The organism is Pantoea sp. NPDC088449, assembly GCF_044753225.1.
GTDB classification, from domain to species: domain Bacteria; phylum Pseudomonadota; class Gammaproteobacteria; order Enterobacterales; family Enterobacteriaceae; genus Pantoea; species Pantoea floridensis.
The window spans coordinates 1036690-1052578 of the sequence record NZ_JBIVMT010000001.1 but is presented as its reverse complement, the minus strand read 5'-3'; the positions used below and the strand labels follow the sequence as shown (position 1 = coordinate 1052578).

Below are 15889 nucleotides of genomic sequence, written 5' to 3'. Positions count from 1 at the left end.
TAGTCTGGCTGAAGACCAGCAAAATGCCGCGGAAAACGTTATCCTTTGATGATACCGACGTAGCATTTTTCAGGAGCGAAACAATGAAAGTTGCGGTTTACAGCACCAAGCACTACGACCAGAAGTACCTTGAACACGTCAATGCCAGCTTTGGATTTGAGCTGCAGTTCTTTGACTTCCTGTTATCGCCAGCCACCGCGAAAAATGCCGCTGGCTGCGATGCGGTGTGCATTTTCGTCAACGATGATGCCAGTAAAGAGGTGCTGGAAGAGTTGGCGACGCTGGGCGTGAAGCATATCGCGCTGCGCTGTGCCGGTTTTAATAACGTCGATCTCGCAGCAGCTAAAGCGCTGGGATTAAACGTGGTGCGCGTACCGGCTTATTCGCCAGAAGCGGTGGCCGAGCATGCCGTTGGCCTGATGATGACGCTCAATCGCCGTATTCATCGCGCTTATCAACGCACCCGCGACGCCAATTTTTCGCTGGATGGCTTAACCGGCTTCAACATGTATAACAAAACCGCAGGCGTGGTCGGCACCGGCAAAATCGGTATTGCGGCGATGCGCATCCTGAAGGGCTTTGGCATGCGCCTGCTGGCGTATGATCCCTATCCAAGCCAGGCGGCGCTCGATCTGGGCGCGGAATATGTCGATCTCAAAACGCTGTTTGCCGAATCCGATGTGATTACGCTGCACTGTCCGCTGACGCCGGAAAACCATCACTTGCTCAATGCGCAGGCGTTCAGCCAAATGAAGGATGGCGTGATGATCATCAACACTAGCCGCGGTGCGTTAATTGACTCACAGGCAGCCATTGATGCACTTAAACAGCAAAAGATTGGTTCGCTAGGCATGGATGTGTATGAAAACGAGCGCGATTTGTTCTTTGAAGACAAATCGAATGATGTGATTCAGGATGATATTTTCCGTCGCTTATCAGCGTGCCACAACGTACTCTTTACCGGTCATCAGGCCTTCCTGACGGCCGAAGCGTTGACGGCGATTTCAGAAACTACGCTCGGTAACCTACAACAGCTAGAGCGCGGTGAAACCAGTCCCAATCAGGTAACGGCGTAATCGCATTGCGCCTGCGTTAGCGGGCGCAATTTCCACCCATCAGCGCCTGTTCGTCACAGCGACGACCATTCGCCAGCTGGCACATACCGATACGTGAACCGTCTAACTGACGGGAAAACGCCAGCGATCCTCCGGCATTACTGCAATTCACTTCAGCCATCGATGACATAATAACGCGCGGTTGTACGTGTGCGGCAGTAGCTTGTTGCGGCGGTTCGTTATCACTATTGCTGCTGCAGGCAGAAAGTAACAGTGTCGTTCCGGCCAGCAGGAAGAGAGCGGCTTTCATCGGTTGGGCTCCGGGGATGAGCGAAAAAGTCGCACCAGCATATGTCAGGCTTAGCAAGGGATCGAGGGGTGACACAGCTTTTTACAAAATTTTCTTCCACGCTTTACAAGCAGAATTATCCTGATTGGGATATTTACCCCATTTTATTCCTGTGACATTCCCATTTTTCAATGACTAAGGAGAGATAAATGCTAACGGATATGTTGATTCGTATCGCTCTGGCCGGGATTCTCGGTGGCCTGATCGGGTTGGAACGCCAGCTGCGCGCCAAAGAGGCGGGTTTACGCACCCACATTCTGGTGGGTATCGGCAGTGCAATGTTTATGCTGGTTTCGAAATATGGCTTTGCCGACATGTTAGCCAGCGAACACGTGGCGCTCGATCCCAGCCGTATTGCGGCGCAGGTAGTCAGCGGTATGGGCTTTCTCGGCGCAGGCACCATCATCATTCAGAAACAAGTGGTGAAAGGCCTTACCACCGCCGCCGGTTTATGGGTCACTGCGGCGATTGGTCTGGTCATCGGTAGCGGCATGTATGAAATCGGCATTTATGGCACGGTGCTGGCGCTGGTCGTGCTGGAAACCTTCCGTCGCATCAGCCATTGGCTGATTGGCCGTCATCACACGCTGCTGGTCCATCTCAAACCGAAAAGCGTGCCAATCGTATTGTTGGTATTACAGCGCGAAAACATTCGCTACGGGCATATAGCAGTGGTCAATCGCGATGAAGAGAGCGGCTTATGCGAGCTGAGCGTTGAGGTGACGTTGTCACGCAGATCGCCTATTCACAATATTTACGACAAGGTGATGGAAATCAAAGGAGTACAATCGCTGGAGATGATGTAACAACCATCAATTTTAGAGGCTTGTGCGTTCACAGCATACGAGCACACAGATTAAAAAGTCGCTTCATGACACTTTGCTAGACTGAATTGATTACCCCCGTAAATTTTGCGGGTTTCTCAGCGTAGCAAAGGACGATTTATGATTACCGTCGACGGTAACGGTGCAGTGGCTTCGGTCGCCTTCCGCACCAGTGAAGTGATTGCCATTTACCCTATCACGCCCAGCTCCACTATGGCCGAACTGGCAGATAGCTGGTCTGGCGAAGGCCGCCCTAACGTCTGGGGCGACGTACCGCGTGTCATCGAGATGCAATCTGAAGGCGGCGCGATTGCCACCGTGCATGGCGCGCTACAAACCGGGGCGCTCTCCACCACCTTTACTTCGTCGCAGGGATTACTACTGATGATCCCAACGCTGTACAAACTGGCCGGTCAACTGATGCCGTTTGTGCTGCACGTTGCAGCGCGTACCGTGGCGACTCACGCACTGTCTATTTTTGGCGATCATTCCGATGTGATGGCCGTTCGCCAGACGGGCTGCGCACAGCTTTGCGCATCCAGCGTGCAGGAAGCGCAGGATTTTGCCTTGATTGCGCACATTGCCTCGCTTAACAGCCGTATCCCCTTTATCCACTTTTTTGATGGTTTCCGCACTTCGCATGAGATTAACAAGATTGTACCGATCAGCGATGAAACCCTGCAGGCGCTGATGCCCGCTGACGCCATTGCCGCCCACCGCGCGCGCGCGCTCACGCCAGATCGTCCTGCCATTCGCGGCACGTCCGCGAATCCCGATACCTACTTCCAGGCACGCGAAGCCACTAACCGCTGGTACGACAATTGCACCCAACACGTTGAAGATGCGATGGCAGCATTTGGCGCAAATACCGGACGCCACTACCAGCCGTTTGAGTTTTATGGCCATCCACAGGCCGAACGCGTGATAGTCATGATGGGTTCTGGTTGCGGCACTGCGGAAGAAGCGATTGATGAGATGCTGCCGCGCGGGGAGAAAGTTGGCTTAGTGAAAGTGCGCTTATATCGCCCGTTTTCGGCGAAGCATTTACTCAGCGTGATCCCAGCGTCCGCGCAGCGCATTGCCGTGCTGGATCGCACCAAAGAGCCGGGCGCGCTGGGTGAACCGCTGTTCCTTGATGTGATGACTGCGCTGGCTGAGGCTTACAGCCGTGGCGAGCGTGCATCGCTGCCAAAAGTAAGTGGTGGGCGCTATGGCTTATCTTCGAAAGAGTTCGCACCCGATGCGGTCCTGGCCGTATTCCGGGCGCTACAGCGTGAACAACCTCCGGCGCGCTTTACCGTCGGCATTTACGATGATGTCACTCACCTTTCCCTGCCGCTGGAAGCCAACATTGTGCCTAACCGCGCGCGACTTGAGGCGCTGTTTTACGGCCTGGGAAGCGACGGCAGCGTCAGCGCCAGCAAAAACAATCTGAAGATTATCGGCAACGCTACGCCGTGGCACGTGCAGGGCTATTTCGTTTACGATTCAAAAAAAGCCGGTGGACTGACGGTATCCCATTTACGCGTCAGTGAATATCCCATCCAGTCCGCCTATTTGATTCAGCAAGCGGACTTTATCGGCTGCCATCAGCTGCAATTTATCGATAAGTATTCGATGATTGATCAGCTCAAGCCCGGCGGGATTTTTCTGCTCAACACGCCTTACCGCGCGGATGAAGTGTGGTCACGTTTGCCACAGGAAGTTCAAAGCCAGCTTAACGACAAACAGGCACAATTTTATGTGATTAACGCTGCGCGCATTGCCCGTGAATGCCAACTGGGCGCACGCATTAACACCGTTATGCAGATGGCCTTTTTCCAGCTGACGCAGATCCTGCCAGGCAACAGCGCACTGAGCGAATTGCAAAACGCGATTGCACGTAGCTACAGCAGCAAGGGCGAAGCGCTGGTGCAGCGCAACTGGCAGGCGCTGGCGCTAGCTCAACAGGCACTGCACGCGGTGCCGCTACAGCCGGTTGATCCCCGCAGCCCACATCGGCCGCCGGTGGTGTCAGATAGCGCACCCGACTTCGTCAAAACCGTGACTGCCGCAATGCTGGCAGGCCTTGGCGACAAGCTCCCCGTCTCGGCTTTGCCACCCGACGGCACCTGGCCGGTCGGCACTACGCAGTGGGAAAAACGCAATATCGCCGAAGCGGTCCCCATCTGGCAGCCTGATTTGTGTACGCAGTGTAATCATTGTGTCGCCGCCTGCCCCCATTCGGCCATTCGTGCCAAAGTGGTAGCCCCTGAAGCGCTGGCCGATGCACCCGCTTCGCTCGCATCCCTTGATGTGAAATCGCGCGATATGCGCGGGCAGAAATATGTATTGCAGGTGGCACCGGAAGATTGCACCGGCTGCAACTTATGCGTAGAGGTGTGTCCAGCCAGCGATCGCCAGCACCCAGAGATTAAAGCCATCAACATGAAATCACGGCTGGAGCATGTTGAGACTGAAAAGAACAATTACGCTGCCTTCCTCGCACTTCCTGAGATAACGGCAGAACAGCTGGAAAGGATTGATATCCGTACCTCGCAGCTCATTACCCCGCTGTTTGAATATTCCGGTGCCTGTTCCGGCTGTGGTGAAACGCCTTATATCAAGCTTCTGACGCAGCTATATGGCGATCGCCTATTAATTGCTAATGCTACCGGTTGTTCTTCGATTTATGGCGGCAACTTGCCCTCCACGCCCTATACCACTAACGCTGAAGGGCGTGGTCCGGCGTGGGCTAACTCACTCTTTGAAGATAACGCCGAGTTTGGTTTGGGTTTCCGTTTGAGTGTCGATCAGCAAAAACAGCGCGCACTCAGGTTGCTCGATCAATGTGCTTCAGAATTGCCCGCCGCATTAGTTGCTGACCTTAAAGGTGACAACGTCACCATATCACGGCGGCGCGAACAGATTGCCCAACTGCGCGCCCTGCTCGCCGCATCGTCGCAGCCTGCAGCCGTAGCATTAACTGCAACCGCCGATGCATTCGTGGAGAAATCCGTTTGGCTGATTGGTGGCGATGGCTGGGCCTATGATATTGGTTACGGCGGACTCGATCATGTGATGAGCCTGAGCGAAAACGTAAACGTGCTGGTGCTGGATACACAGTGCTACTCCAACACCGGTGGTCAGGCATCAAAAGCGACACCGCTGGGCGCCGTGACCAAATTTGGCGAGCAAGGCAAACGTAAAGCACGTAAAGATCTTGGCATGTCCACCCTACTGTATGGGCATGTGTATGTGGCGCAGATCTCACTGGGTGCGCAGCTTAATCAGACGGTGAAAGCGATTCAGGAAGCCGAAGCCTGGCCAGGGCCGTCGTTGATCATTGCCTATAGCCCGTGTGAAGAACATGGCTACGATCTCGCCTATAGCCATGAGCAAATGCGTTTGCTTACGACCAGCGGCTTCTGGCCTTTGTATCGTTTTGATCCGCGCCGAGCGGAACAAGGTAAAGCCGCGCTGTCACTGGATTCTCGTCCACCCACCTCAGAGCTGGAACAGGCATTAATGAACGAGCAGCGCTTCCGTCAATTACAAAGCCAGCGCCCCGAAGAGGCGTCTCAGTTATGGCGTGACGCGACGGAGGCCGCTGAGCAGCGCTATCAACGGCTGGCGGAGTTAGCAGGAAAAAGGGAGAAAAGTGAGTAAATGGAAAAGCCCGGCGCAGATGGCCGGGCTTTTTGCTGGTTTAACAGGGTTTAAGCTGGACGATTGCCATCTCCACGGCGCGATTCGGTGCGCCGGTTAATTCACGATAACGCACTTGCAGGTTACGTAACTCAGTCGCTAACACTTCTTTCTCGGTTGCGGCACCGCGCTGTGCCAGCTCCAGATAACATTGCCCCACCAGCCGGCATGCTTCTTCAAACACCATGTCATACGTTTGCATTTTTCACTCCTCACCTTAAGAAACTAAAAAAACTATTTGGCCATCCTGTCAGGGCCGGATGAGGAAAATATTTGCTTAGATCAATAAATACACAGATTGCGCTGGCAAAGTGTGCGCTTTGCTATCAAGTGCAATGCGTGACTCGCAGAAAAGAGATCACTTCAGGCTAGCATTCGCGCCCGCAATCCGTACCATACGCAGTCATGTTAAAAGGGTTTATTGCCGCTGAAGTTTGCTTCAGCCGCTAACGGTCCTTGTCTTCACTCTTAAGCGTGAAAATAATGTCAGAAAATCAAGAAGTAACAAAAAAAGAGCAGTACAACCTCAATAAATTGCAGAAGCGTTTGCGTCGCAACGTGGGTGAAGCCATTGCTGACTTCAATATGATTGAAGAAGGCGATCGCATCATGGTTTGCCTGTCTGGCGGCAAAGATAGCTATACCATGCTGGAGATTTTGCGCAATTTGCAGCAGAGCGCACCGGTGAATTTCTCGCTGGTAGCGGTGAATCTGGATCAGAAACAGCCGGGATTTCCTGAGCATATCCTGCCAGCCTATCTGGATGAATTGGGCGTTGAGTACCACATCGTCAACGAAGATACCTATTCGATAGTTAAAGATAAAATCCCCGAAGGGAAAACCACCTGCTCACTCTGCTCGCGCTTACGCCGTGGCATTCTTTACCGCACTGCCACCGAGCTGGGCTGTACCAAAATCGCGTTAGGTCATCATCGTGACGACATCCTCCAGACGATGTTCCTGAATATGTTCTACGGCGGCAAGATGAAAGGCATGCCGCCCAAGCTGATGAGCGATGACGGCAAGCATATCGTGATTCGTCCGCTGGCTTACTGCCGCGAGAAGGACATCATTCGTTTTGCGGAAGCACGCCAGTTCCCGATCATTCCGTGCAACCTGTGCGGCTCGCAGCCAAATCTGCAACGTCAGGTGGTCGCCGATATGCTGCGCGACTGGGATAAACGTTATCCAGGCCGCATCGAAACCATGTTTACCGCCATGCAGAATGTGGTGCCATCACATATGGCAGATATCAATCTGTTTGATTTCAAAGGTATCAAACACGGCGATGACGTTGTTGATGGCGGTGATTTAGCATTTGATCGCGAAACGTTGCCGGTGCAGCCTGCGGGCTGGCAGCCTGAAGACGATGATGCGCCGAGCCTTAGCGTACGTCTGGACGTGCTGGAAATTAAGTAAGCGTTTTTCGATAGATAAAAGGCGCGTCGCTTCGGCAACGCGCCTTTTTTATTTGCAATTAGCGGTGCGGCGGCGGATCTTGAATCGGTGGAAACTCCGGGTCGTAAGGCGGTTGCTCTGGTGGAATCGGCTGTGGTTGTGGAATCGGTTCGGGAATGGGGGGTGGATCGGTAGGAATCGGTTCGCTAGCGGTGATCGGTTGCATGCCCTTCTCCTTATTGCTGAATGTCTTGTAAGCATAGGAGAGGATGGCCGAGCAAGCCAAGCGGGCAAAAAAAAGCCGGCGGATAGGCCGGCGTCGTACGAATCAAATGTGCTATGCAGTAATTCTAAAAAAGGAAGTAAGACAATATGGAGCGCAACGCCCATCGCTTGACGTTGCATTCACCTGCGGGAGAGAGTTTGCCCCGATTGGTCTCGGGAGATATTGATATCGATCAGGTTTAAACCGCTTTTCTGTTTTACAGCCAGTTACGTCTTTTAAGCCATACCGCAACACCTGCAACCATCATCAGCAGCAGCACACAGAAGGCCGTGAAGCCCAGCGGCCAGCTGCCGCCGGGGATGCCACCCAGATTAACGCCAAATAAGCCGGTTAAAAACGTCGCGGGCAGGAAAATCATCGCCATTAGCGACATGGTGTACGTGCGGCGGTTCATTGACTCCGCCAGAATCGAAGCGACTTCATCCGCCAGAATTGAGGTACGCGCCACGCCGGCATTGAGATCGTCGAGTCCGCGTCCTAATCGGTCCGCAACTTCTTGCATACGACGGCGATCGTCATCATTCATCCACGCCATTTTCTCGATGGCCAGCCGCGCATAAACATCACGCTGCGGCGCCATATAGCGTCGCATCACAATCAGCTGCTTGCGTATCAACGCCAGGTCACCGCGTGCAGGCACTTCCTGGTTCATCAAGCCATCTTCCAGCGCAATGATTTTGTCATGTATCTCTTCAATGAATTCACTGGCGTGATCGGTCAACGCATCGCAGACATCCACCAGCCAGCTGCCGCCATCAATCGGGCCATTGCCATTTTGGAGATCGGTTAACACTTCGTCGACGGCGTACACCTTGCGACGGCGCGTGGAGACAATCAGCTTGTCGTTGATAAACACGCGCATGGCGACCAGCTGATCGGGCCGCGAATCGGCGTTATGGTTAACGCTACGCAACACAATCATGAAGCCGTCGCCGAGGCGCGTCACGCGCGGGCGCATACTGTCACCTGCCAGCGCATCGCGCACGGAGTCGGGGATGAGCGGCGTGTTTTGCAGCCATTCTGCGCTTTGGCGTTGGGTATAATTGAGGTGGAGCCAGCAGGGGCGCTCGCAATTAATCACATCTTTATCTTCGATGGGAATCATGCCACCTGCGCCATCAAGCTGACAGGCCACAATGGCATCAGATACTTGCAGTGCTTTTCCTTCAATGACGTTCACGAACTGGCCTCACTATCAAAATCAATACGATACAGTCTAGCGCGGCGCAGAGCAGTTGCAATCATCAGGCTGTGAGCAAAGATGACAGTCGAGCATAAAAAAAGGTGCGCATCAGCGCGCACCTGATCAGCCCTAAGAGCATCACTACTGCGTCAGTTCACGTACCAGGCCTACGATCGCCTTGTCTTGCCCATGTTCAAACAGGCACTGCTGCAAGCGCGGACCGCTTACCGCCGTCTTTACTAGCTCAGGATCGATGGCGCGTAATGCATCCAGCGTGTTCTCTTTCAGCAGTGCGGCTTTCACTTCGTTCAATAGGCCGGCGTTGCGCACCTGCGGCGCTTTACGCTCCGGCGGATAGCCCAGCCCTTTTTCTCCGGTGAAGGCTTTTTCGAAGATAAAGCGCAGGTTCAGCTCCGCGCCCCAGCCGAAACCTTTCGCGAACGGCAGCGACAGCGCATTACCGTTATTAATTTGCGCAAACAGATAGGCGTCCGCCGGATCGATGCAGTAACCGCACACCACGCCCGGATGCAGGTTAAGCGACATCAGCGCGCCCTGGCCGGTGCCGCAACCGGCCACGACAAAGTCCACCGCTTTACTGTTCAGCAGCACGTTGGCCATGATACCGAGGTGAATGTATGTCAGATGATGATCTTGCTCGTCGCTCATGCCAACGTTAAACACCTGATGCCCGAGCGGCTGTGCCACCGACTGAAGCTCCTTCAACACCGTTGCGTTCTTCGCAGCCTGGCTGTTTTCCATCATCAAAGCGATTTTCATGATCCATCCTCAAATTAAATTGAAACACCGTTTCATTTTAATCAGTGAGCGGTAAAATGCAGCCCTTAAATGCTTTATTGCCTGTGATTCAAGTCACAGACTGATCATGCAATCGACGAAGCGAGAACATATTGTTCTGCAAAACGCGATGTTGCTGGCGGCACATGCATGTACCGCCAGTGACCTTATCGGGATGCCCACCACAGGCGCAGTTTCAATCCCCAACCGCTGGTCCAGCCGCTGCTGGTGCTAACGACTTTTCCCTGGTGTAACACGATAAAGGTCGGCGTTGCGTTGATATCCCAGCGCTGACCTAGCGCTCCGTTTTCATCATTGATCGCCACACCGTGCACCCCTTTCTTCTCAAGCCAGATGGCAACGCGCGCATCGCTGCCGGAGCGCAGCGCCACGCTGACCACCTTTACTCCCTGCTGGCTGAGCGCCGCCACGGTTGGCGTGGTGAGTTTGCACACACCACACCACGTCGCCCAGACGTAAACCAGCACCGGCTGATGCTGACTCATTTCAGCGAGATTGACGTCACCTTGTAGCGAAGTCAGCGGCTGTTGCGCCAAATCCGCAGGCAGTTGCGGCGCACGCCACCAATCCATGCCCCACAGTACTGCTCCGGCAATGAGGACCAGCACTAGCGCTTCACGCAGCCAGCGCTTCAGGCGACTCATTTCTTCGCCTGCAATGCGCCTTTCACTGCCGCTTCCAGCTGTTCATAAGGGACCGCACCGCTGATCATCTGATCGCCCACCAGCGTTGCTGGCGTCCCCTGGACGCCAAGCTGCTGTGCCAGCGTCAGATTGCTGTTAATGGTGTCAAGACTGGCTTTGCTGGGCTCTTTCAAGGTGATGCCGGTTTTTTCCAGCGCAGCTTCAATGCTGGCCGCATCGTGATTGCCCTTTTTAGCCATCAAACGCTCATGCAGCTTAAGAAAGTTTTTAGGCTGCTGCTCCCAAACGGTGAGCGCCAGTCGTGCTGAGGTCAGCGAGGTTTCGGCACGATACGGCAGCGGTTTAATCACCACCGCTACCTGCGGATAGTTTTTGATCAGCTTTTCGATATCTGCTTCAAATTTCTTACAGAACACACAGTTGTAATCGGTGAAGTACACCAACGTCAGCGCGGGCTTTTCAGCGCCAATGCGCGGTGAGGCGGCATCGTTGAACAGCACATCGCGGTTTTTCTCCACCATCTGCGCCACCACGCTTTGCTGCTGGCGCGCGGCTTCTTTGTCCAAGGCGTCGGCCGCCTCGGCCAGAATCGCCGGGTTTTGCACCAGCGTCTCTCGAATCAGCTCTTTAATGCGCGCTTCCTGTTCTGGGGTAAACGGCGCAGCAGCAAGAGCGGGCATGGCAAGGAGCATCAGTGGCAGTAACAGTGATTTCTTCATTATTTTTTCGCCTCAGAGAGTGTTGAAATCACCGCTTCACGCGTCAGCAGCGGTGACAAAATCTGGCCTTGCGGCAGCGCCGGGCCATAAATCTGGTTAAATGGGATGGCGACACGATCGCGGCGGCGCAGGAATTCACCAATCGCCGCATCGGGTTGTGTCCAGTCGCCGCGCAGCAGTACCACGTCGTCGGCTTTTAGCGCAGCACGCACATCAGGCTGATTCAGCACGCGGGATTTGTTCACTTTGCAGGTGATACACCAATCAGCAGTGACATCAATAAACACGCGTTTATCCTGCTCAAGTGCTTGATTGAGCGCCGCTTCTGTCAGCGGCAGCCAGTGCAGCGAATCCTCTTCCGGCTCAATACGCGTCATCAGGAACAGTGCGCCTGCCAGCGTAAGCGTGATGAGCACGACGCCAGCCTGTTGGAGCGCCTGCTGTTTCACGAGCCAGATGCAAAGCACCACCAGCAGCGTGAGCGCCAGCATCAGCGCAAAGGTCGCGCCCCAGTGAGGTATGAGCAGCGTGACCAGCCAGAAGGTGGCAAGCAGCATAAACAAGCCGAGTACGCTGCGCAGATGCACCATCCAGCGCCCGGGACGCGGTAAACAACGCGCCATACCCGGCAGCGCGGCCACCAGCAGCCATGGCAAACTCATGCCCACGCCAAGCGCCACAAACAGTAGCCACAGCTGCGGCAGCGGTGCAGTCAGCGCATAGGCGACAGCGGTACCAAGGAACGGTGCGCTGCACGGCGTGGCCAACAAGGTGGCAAACGCGCCCTGCCCGAAGTGTCCGAGCAGACCATCACTGCCCCGTGTCGCCAGTTTGGTATTGAGGCCCGACGGCAAGCGGAAGTGCAGCAAATCAAACAGGCTGGCGCTGAACAGGAACATTACCAGCACCATCACCAGCAGGAAACCGCTGCTCTGGAACTGGATGCCCCAGCCAAGTGCTTGGCCGCTTAGCCGCAGCCCGGTCATCAGCAATGCCAGTAGCAGGAAGGAGAAGATGATGCCAACGCTGGAGGCAAGGAACTGCTGGCGCGTTTGACGCTGTGTTTGCCCCTGCTGTTGTACCAGGCTGCTGAGCTTTATCGCCAGCACCGGCAACACGCAAGGCATCAGGTTGAGGATCAATCCGCCGAGCAGCGCCAGCAGCACAACGGACCACAAGGTCTGCGCTGCCCCGCCCGAAACCAGGCTTTCAGCGCCAATCGTCACTGAGCTTTGCTGCGCGATACCGCCATCGGCTACCACCAGCGACAGCGTTTTGCCGCGCAAGTCCGGTGCCGCTTCGCCCCATTCGTCGGTCACCGCCACTCGCGCGCTGAGTGTGTCACCGCTAACGCTGATGCTGGGTGCTGCCAGCATGCTGCCCGGCGGATAGTCAAAGAACAGCGCCGGTTTTTGCCAGCCATCCTGGCGCTGGGCGCGAATTTGCAGTTCGCCGTTAACAAAGCTGGCGTCGAGCCGATCGGTTAATCCGCCTGCGGCGGGAATTTGCCCCATCGCTTCGGCATAATCGCGGGCAAAATTCACATCCGCAGGCCGGGTGAGATCGAGACTGAATGGGAAATCGGTCAGAATGCAGACATCGCTGCAGGTTGAGAGCGTCAGCGTACCTGCAAGCCGTTGGCTCGACAATGTTGCCAGTTCGATGGGCAGCGTAATATCGCCTTTGTAGCCTTGCGTGGTCAAACCGCTAACGTCAAAACGCTCGGGCGCTGGCCAAAACCATCGCGCGTTGACCTCCGGCGTTTGCCAGCGGATTTCCGGCGCGACGCCGCCTTCGCCCGGGGTGCGCCAGTAGGTTTTCCAGCCGGGTTGCAGACGAATATCCAGCAGCAGTTGCTGCTTGTCGTTGAAGCTGGCGCTGCGCAGGCGCACCTCGGCGTGGCTATTTTGCGCATTGCGCAGCCAGCCGGTATCGGCGGCCTGCGCGGTCATCGCACAGCTCGCCAGCAGAAGCAGCAGGCTCCTGATTAATAAGTACATATTGATATCTCCAGTAAATAACAGGGTTTACGCGATGCAGCGCGTCGTGTTATTCCCGGAAGACACAGAAGGTGAGATGCCGCCGTCGCAGCGGTGGAAACAGTAGTGTGCGGTGATAGCCGACAGACTTCATGGCTGGCGTAAAGCTAGCCATTAACGCTAATAGCAACAGCAGAAAGGGCAATGCAGTATCAAGGAGCGGTGCCGTGCCGCCGAGGGATTTCGCGCTCAGTGCACAGGGCTTTTCGCTGCCGCTGGCATCGTCAACACATTGAGTTTTCCCGGAGGCGTTGATCTGCGGGAACGGCGCGGAGGGCAAATTGAAGCTGCGCTGGACGAGACAAAATGCCAGCACCAGACAAACCAGTGCCAGAATCCATTTTGCGCGTGATAGCGATATCGTCATGCCGCAGCCTCAGAGAAAAGTGCGGGCATTTTATGCATCTACAGCAGAAACACCAAGCTTTGCAGTGTAAACTTTTGTCTTTGTTGTACGAAGCGTTATTGAGACGGTGGGCATGAATGCCCACCCTACGTGACGAGCAACCTAAACACCGCACGATCCACCGTCGGGTCGCCATTCATGGCGACCAGGTCAATCGCAGCATGCGGCTAAACAATATCATCCACGACGCCGCCATCCACGCGCAGTGCTGCACCGGAGGTTGCCGATGCCTGTTTTGAACAGACGTACACCACCATATTCGCGACCTCTTCCACCGTGGCAGCACGCTGAATCACCGAACTCGGGCGCTGCGTCATCACAAACTCTTTCGCTAAAACTTCCAGCGGCTTACCAGTGCGTTTCACTTCCTCTTCCATCATGGCGGCAAAACCGTCGGAAAGCGTTGGTCCCGGCAGCACGCTATTCACCGTCACCCCACTGCCCGCCGCCACTTTTGCCAGACCACGCGCCAGCGACAGCTGCGCCGTTTTACTGACGCCGTAATGCAGCATATCGGCGGGAATGTTGAGCGCCGATTCAGAAGAGATAAACACTACCCGTCCCCAGCCGCGTTTCACCATCTCCGGCAACAACGCGCGCGACAAGCGGACACCTGACATCACATTGGTTTGCCAGTAGGCATCCCAGGTTTCGTCATCCACCTCAAAGAAATCCTGCGGTCCGTAAATACCGGCGTTATTTACCAGAATATCGATCGGCGGCAAGCCGTTAAGCAGTTGCCTGACACCCTGCGCACTGCCGAGGTCGGCGATAACGGTATGGATTTTTGCGCCCGCCACCAGGCCGTTGAGCTTCTCGCGCGCACGGCTGACCGATACTTCACTGCGTCCGTTCAGGACCACTTCCGCGCCGCTGGCGGCCAGACCTTGTGCGATGGCAAAACCTATGCCGCCGGTGGAGGCGGTGACCAGCGCTGTTTTCCCGTGTAAATCGATATTCATGAAGGTTTCCTCTGTGAGCGTAATCACAAAAGCCTGGTAGAAGCTCAGCGACACGCATTGACGAAACATGCGATTAATCGAAAGACACGGCAAAACACGCGCTGAATTTTCGTCTAATGGCAGCTGTTCAGGCCTCTCCTTTTGCCTGTTGCAGACAGGAATTTAACCTGATGCTGATAAAGCAGGCTGGGCAGCGATGGGCACTCGCAGCTGGCGTTGCAGCCAGGCAAAAGCCGCCGCTTCGTCCGGATCGCGCGCATCCAGTTGCAAAACCGGACCCAGCCCCATCGGCTGAGCGGTTTCCGCAAGCTTGCGCAGTTCCGGTAGATACTCCGCCCCCGGATGCCCGGGCATACGATCCGTCAAACGCGACTGATAACGCGTTACCGCATCATCCGGCGTAATCGCCAGCCACAGCTCCAGCACCCGCGTCACGTTCGCCTTTTGCAATCCTTGCTGCAGTACTTCACGCGGCTGAAAGCCAAACCAGGCGTCGATTATGTAGATGCAGCGCGTCGGCGCCTGCGCCACCACGTTCCAGATCGCCTGATAGGCCGCACAGCCCAATTGTCGATTGCGCTGCCGATCCACCGGTGCAAAGCTGGCCATAAACGGTTCTTTCAGACCATCCAGCGTTAATACCGGAAAGCCAAACTGCTCTGCCAGTGCGCGGGTCAGCGTGCTTTTGCCGGAGGCGGGAATGCCGTTTACCAGCACGACAATTTTCTCTTCGCTATGGGTTGTCATAGGATATCTATCACCTCCGCAGCGCTGCTGGCGTTGCGCAGGCGCACCAGCGTCTCTTCATCTTCCAGCAGCGTGACAATCGCGCGGATGCCCTCTTCAATGTGGGCGTTGCTGTCACGCGCACCGAACATAATCACGATGTCGGCTTTATCGCTGCCATCAAACGAAATCGGCTCATCCAGTACGATCATGCTGAAACAGTCTTTCAGCACGCCGGTTTCCGGCCGTGCATGAGGAATGGCAATGCCCTCCTCAAACACGTAATAAGCGCCGTGCTCCAGCGTGTTGGCGATAACCGCTTCCGGATAGCTGGCCTTGATGTAGCCGCCGTTGAGCAGCGGCAGCGCGGCCAGCGCGATCACCTCGCGCCAGTCCATGGCGCTGATCCCGACCTGAATCGCACTCGCTTCCTGCAGCAGCTGTTTAATGCTCATACTGCCTCCTTAAAAGGATTTGCGAATGGTATTACGCAGTTCATCAATTTTAACGAACAGCGGATCAATTTCCTGACGGAAGCGGTGGCTTTTAGCAAAAAGCGTTAATGCGCGGTTATATTCCAGCATTAATTGCTTTTGCGTATCTTTCGCCTGCGGATTATTCGCCAACTGTTGTTCCAGTTCGTTTATTTTACCGCTGATCGCTTCAGCCTGAAGATCTATTTCCTGTGAATCCTGGCTCTTATTTTCCAAGCCCTTTTTCAAGAATCCAAACATAGCGTCTCCTGCCCCGAATGGCGCCGGGCACCTCAGGTTATTACGTCATAAGTGATAA

General features: G+C 55.1%; 17 protein-coding genes. 4 read left to right on the top strand and 13 right to left on the bottom strand.

The genetic code is table 11. The features are described from left to right. The first annotated feature begins 83 nt into the window (after positions 1–83). Complete coding sequence (locus ACIP6T_RS05055; RefSeq protein ID WP_097097714.1) at positions 84–1076, top strand: 2-hydroxyacid dehydrogenase; 993 nt, start codon at positions 84–86, stop codon at positions 1074–1076. 16 nt (positions 1077–1092) lie between these two features. On the opposite strand, the gene ACIP6T_RS05050 is transcribed toward ACIP6T_RS05055, so the two are convergent. After that, positions 1093–1365: a DUF333 domain-containing protein gene (locus ACIP6T_RS05050; protein WP_097097414.1), complete on the bottom strand. Its 273-nt coding sequence runs from the start codon at positions 1363–1365 to the stop codon at positions 1093–1095. A 188-nt stretch (positions 1366–1553) separates the two neighbouring features. Between ACIP6T_RS05050 and ACIP6T_RS05045 the strand changes: the two genes are divergently transcribed. Next, on the top strand, positions 1554–2210 hold the full coding sequence (locus ACIP6T_RS05045) for an MgtC/SapB family protein (RefSeq protein ID WP_097097415.1): 657 nt from the start codon (positions 1554–1556) through the stop codon (positions 2208–2210). A 138-nt stretch (positions 2211–2348) separates the two neighbouring features. Continuing rightward, on the top strand, positions 2349–5876 hold the full coding sequence (nifJ, locus tag ACIP6T_RS05040) for a pyruvate:ferredoxin (flavodoxin) oxidoreductase (RefSeq protein ID WP_400455709.1): 3528 nt from the start codon (positions 2349–2351) through the stop codon (positions 5874–5876). Between the two features lie 40 nt (positions 5877–5916). On the opposite strand, the gene ACIP6T_RS05035 is transcribed toward nifJ, so the two are convergent. Continuing rightward, positions 5917–6117 carry a DUF2767 family protein gene (locus ACIP6T_RS05035; RefSeq protein WP_097097417.1) on the bottom strand — a complete coding sequence of 67 codons (201 nt, stop codon included), beginning with the start codon at positions 6115–6117 and terminating at the stop codon, positions 5917–5919. Positions 6118–6398: 281 nt separating this feature from the next. Between ACIP6T_RS05035 and ttcA the strand changes: the two genes are divergently transcribed. Further along, complete coding sequence (gene ttcA / locus ACIP6T_RS05030) at positions 6399–7334, top strand: tRNA 2-thiocytidine(32) synthetase TtcA (RefSeq protein ID WP_400455706.1); 936 nt, start codon at positions 6399–6401, stop codon at positions 7332–7334. A gap of 58 nt (positions 7335–7392) precedes the next feature. Here ttcA and ACIP6T_RS05025 read toward each other — a convergent pair whose 3' ends face one another. The 11 genes from ACIP6T_RS05025 to ACIP6T_RS04975 form a co-directional block, all read right to left on the bottom strand. Further along, entirely contained in the window at positions 7393–7539 is a 147-nt protein-coding gene (locus ACIP6T_RS05025; RefSeq protein ID WP_176519178.1) for a hypothetical protein, read from the bottom strand. A 256-nt stretch (positions 7540–7795) separates the two neighbouring features. Next, positions 7796–8779, bottom strand: coding sequence for a zinc transporter ZntB (gene zntB, locus ACIP6T_RS05020; protein WP_345826755.1), 984 nt, complete (start codon positions 8777–8779; stop codon positions 7796–7798). Positions 8780–8923: 144 nt separating this feature from the next. Further along, positions 8924–9562: an RpiB/LacA/LacB family sugar-phosphate isomerase gene (locus ACIP6T_RS05015; protein ID WP_097097420.1), complete on the bottom strand. Its 639-nt coding sequence runs from the start codon at positions 9560–9562 to the stop codon at positions 8924–8926. 185 nt (positions 9563–9747) lie between these two features. Beyond that, complete coding sequence (locus ACIP6T_RS05010; protein ID WP_400455703.1) at positions 9748–10245, bottom strand: protein disulfide oxidoreductase; 498 nt, start codon at positions 10243–10245, stop codon at positions 9748–9750. Then, positions 10242–10964 carry a DsbA family protein gene (locus ACIP6T_RS05005; protein WP_345826756.1) on the bottom strand — a complete coding sequence of 241 codons (723 nt, stop codon included), beginning with the start codon at positions 10962–10964 and terminating at the stop codon, positions 10242–10244. The genes ACIP6T_RS05010 and ACIP6T_RS05005 overlap by 4 nt, the downstream gene beginning before the upstream one ends. Further along, positions 10964–12964, bottom strand: coding sequence for a protein-disulfide reductase DsbD family protein (locus tag ACIP6T_RS05000; RefSeq protein ID WP_400455700.1), 2001 nt, complete (start codon positions 12962–12964; stop codon positions 10964–10966). Before ACIP6T_RS05000 ends, ACIP6T_RS05005 begins: the two co-directional genes overlap by 1 nt. 49 nt (positions 12965–13013) lie before the next feature. Beyond that, the gene (locus ACIP6T_RS04995; RefSeq protein ID WP_400455697.1) at positions 13014–13370 is read right to left on the bottom strand and encodes a hypothetical protein; all 357 of its coding nucleotides are present in this window, start codon (positions 13368–13370) and stop codon (positions 13014–13016) included. 206 nt (positions 13371–13576) lie between these two features. Further along, positions 13577–14371 (bottom strand): SDR family NAD(P)-dependent oxidoreductase, encoded by a 795-nt coding sequence (locus ACIP6T_RS04990; protein WP_400455695.1) that lies wholly within the window; start codon positions 14369–14371, stop codon positions 13577–13579. A gap of 162 nt (positions 14372–14533) precedes the next feature. Further along, entirely contained in the window at positions 14534–15118 is a 585-nt protein-coding gene (locus tag ACIP6T_RS04985) for a glucokinase (RefSeq protein WP_400455693.1), read from the bottom strand. Continuing rightward, positions 15115–15552, bottom strand: a complete 438-nt coding sequence (locus ACIP6T_RS04980; protein ID WP_097097426.1) for a PTS sugar transporter subunit IIA — start codon at positions 15550–15552, stop codon at positions 15115–15117. Before ACIP6T_RS04980 ends, ACIP6T_RS04985 begins: the two co-directional genes overlap by 4 nt. 9 nt (positions 15553–15561) lie before the next feature. Continuing rightward, positions 15562–15831: a hypothetical protein gene (locus ACIP6T_RS04975; protein WP_097097427.1), complete on the bottom strand. Its 270-nt coding sequence runs from the start codon at positions 15829–15831 to the stop codon at positions 15562–15564. Between the last annotated feature and the right edge of the window lie 58 nt (positions 15832–15889).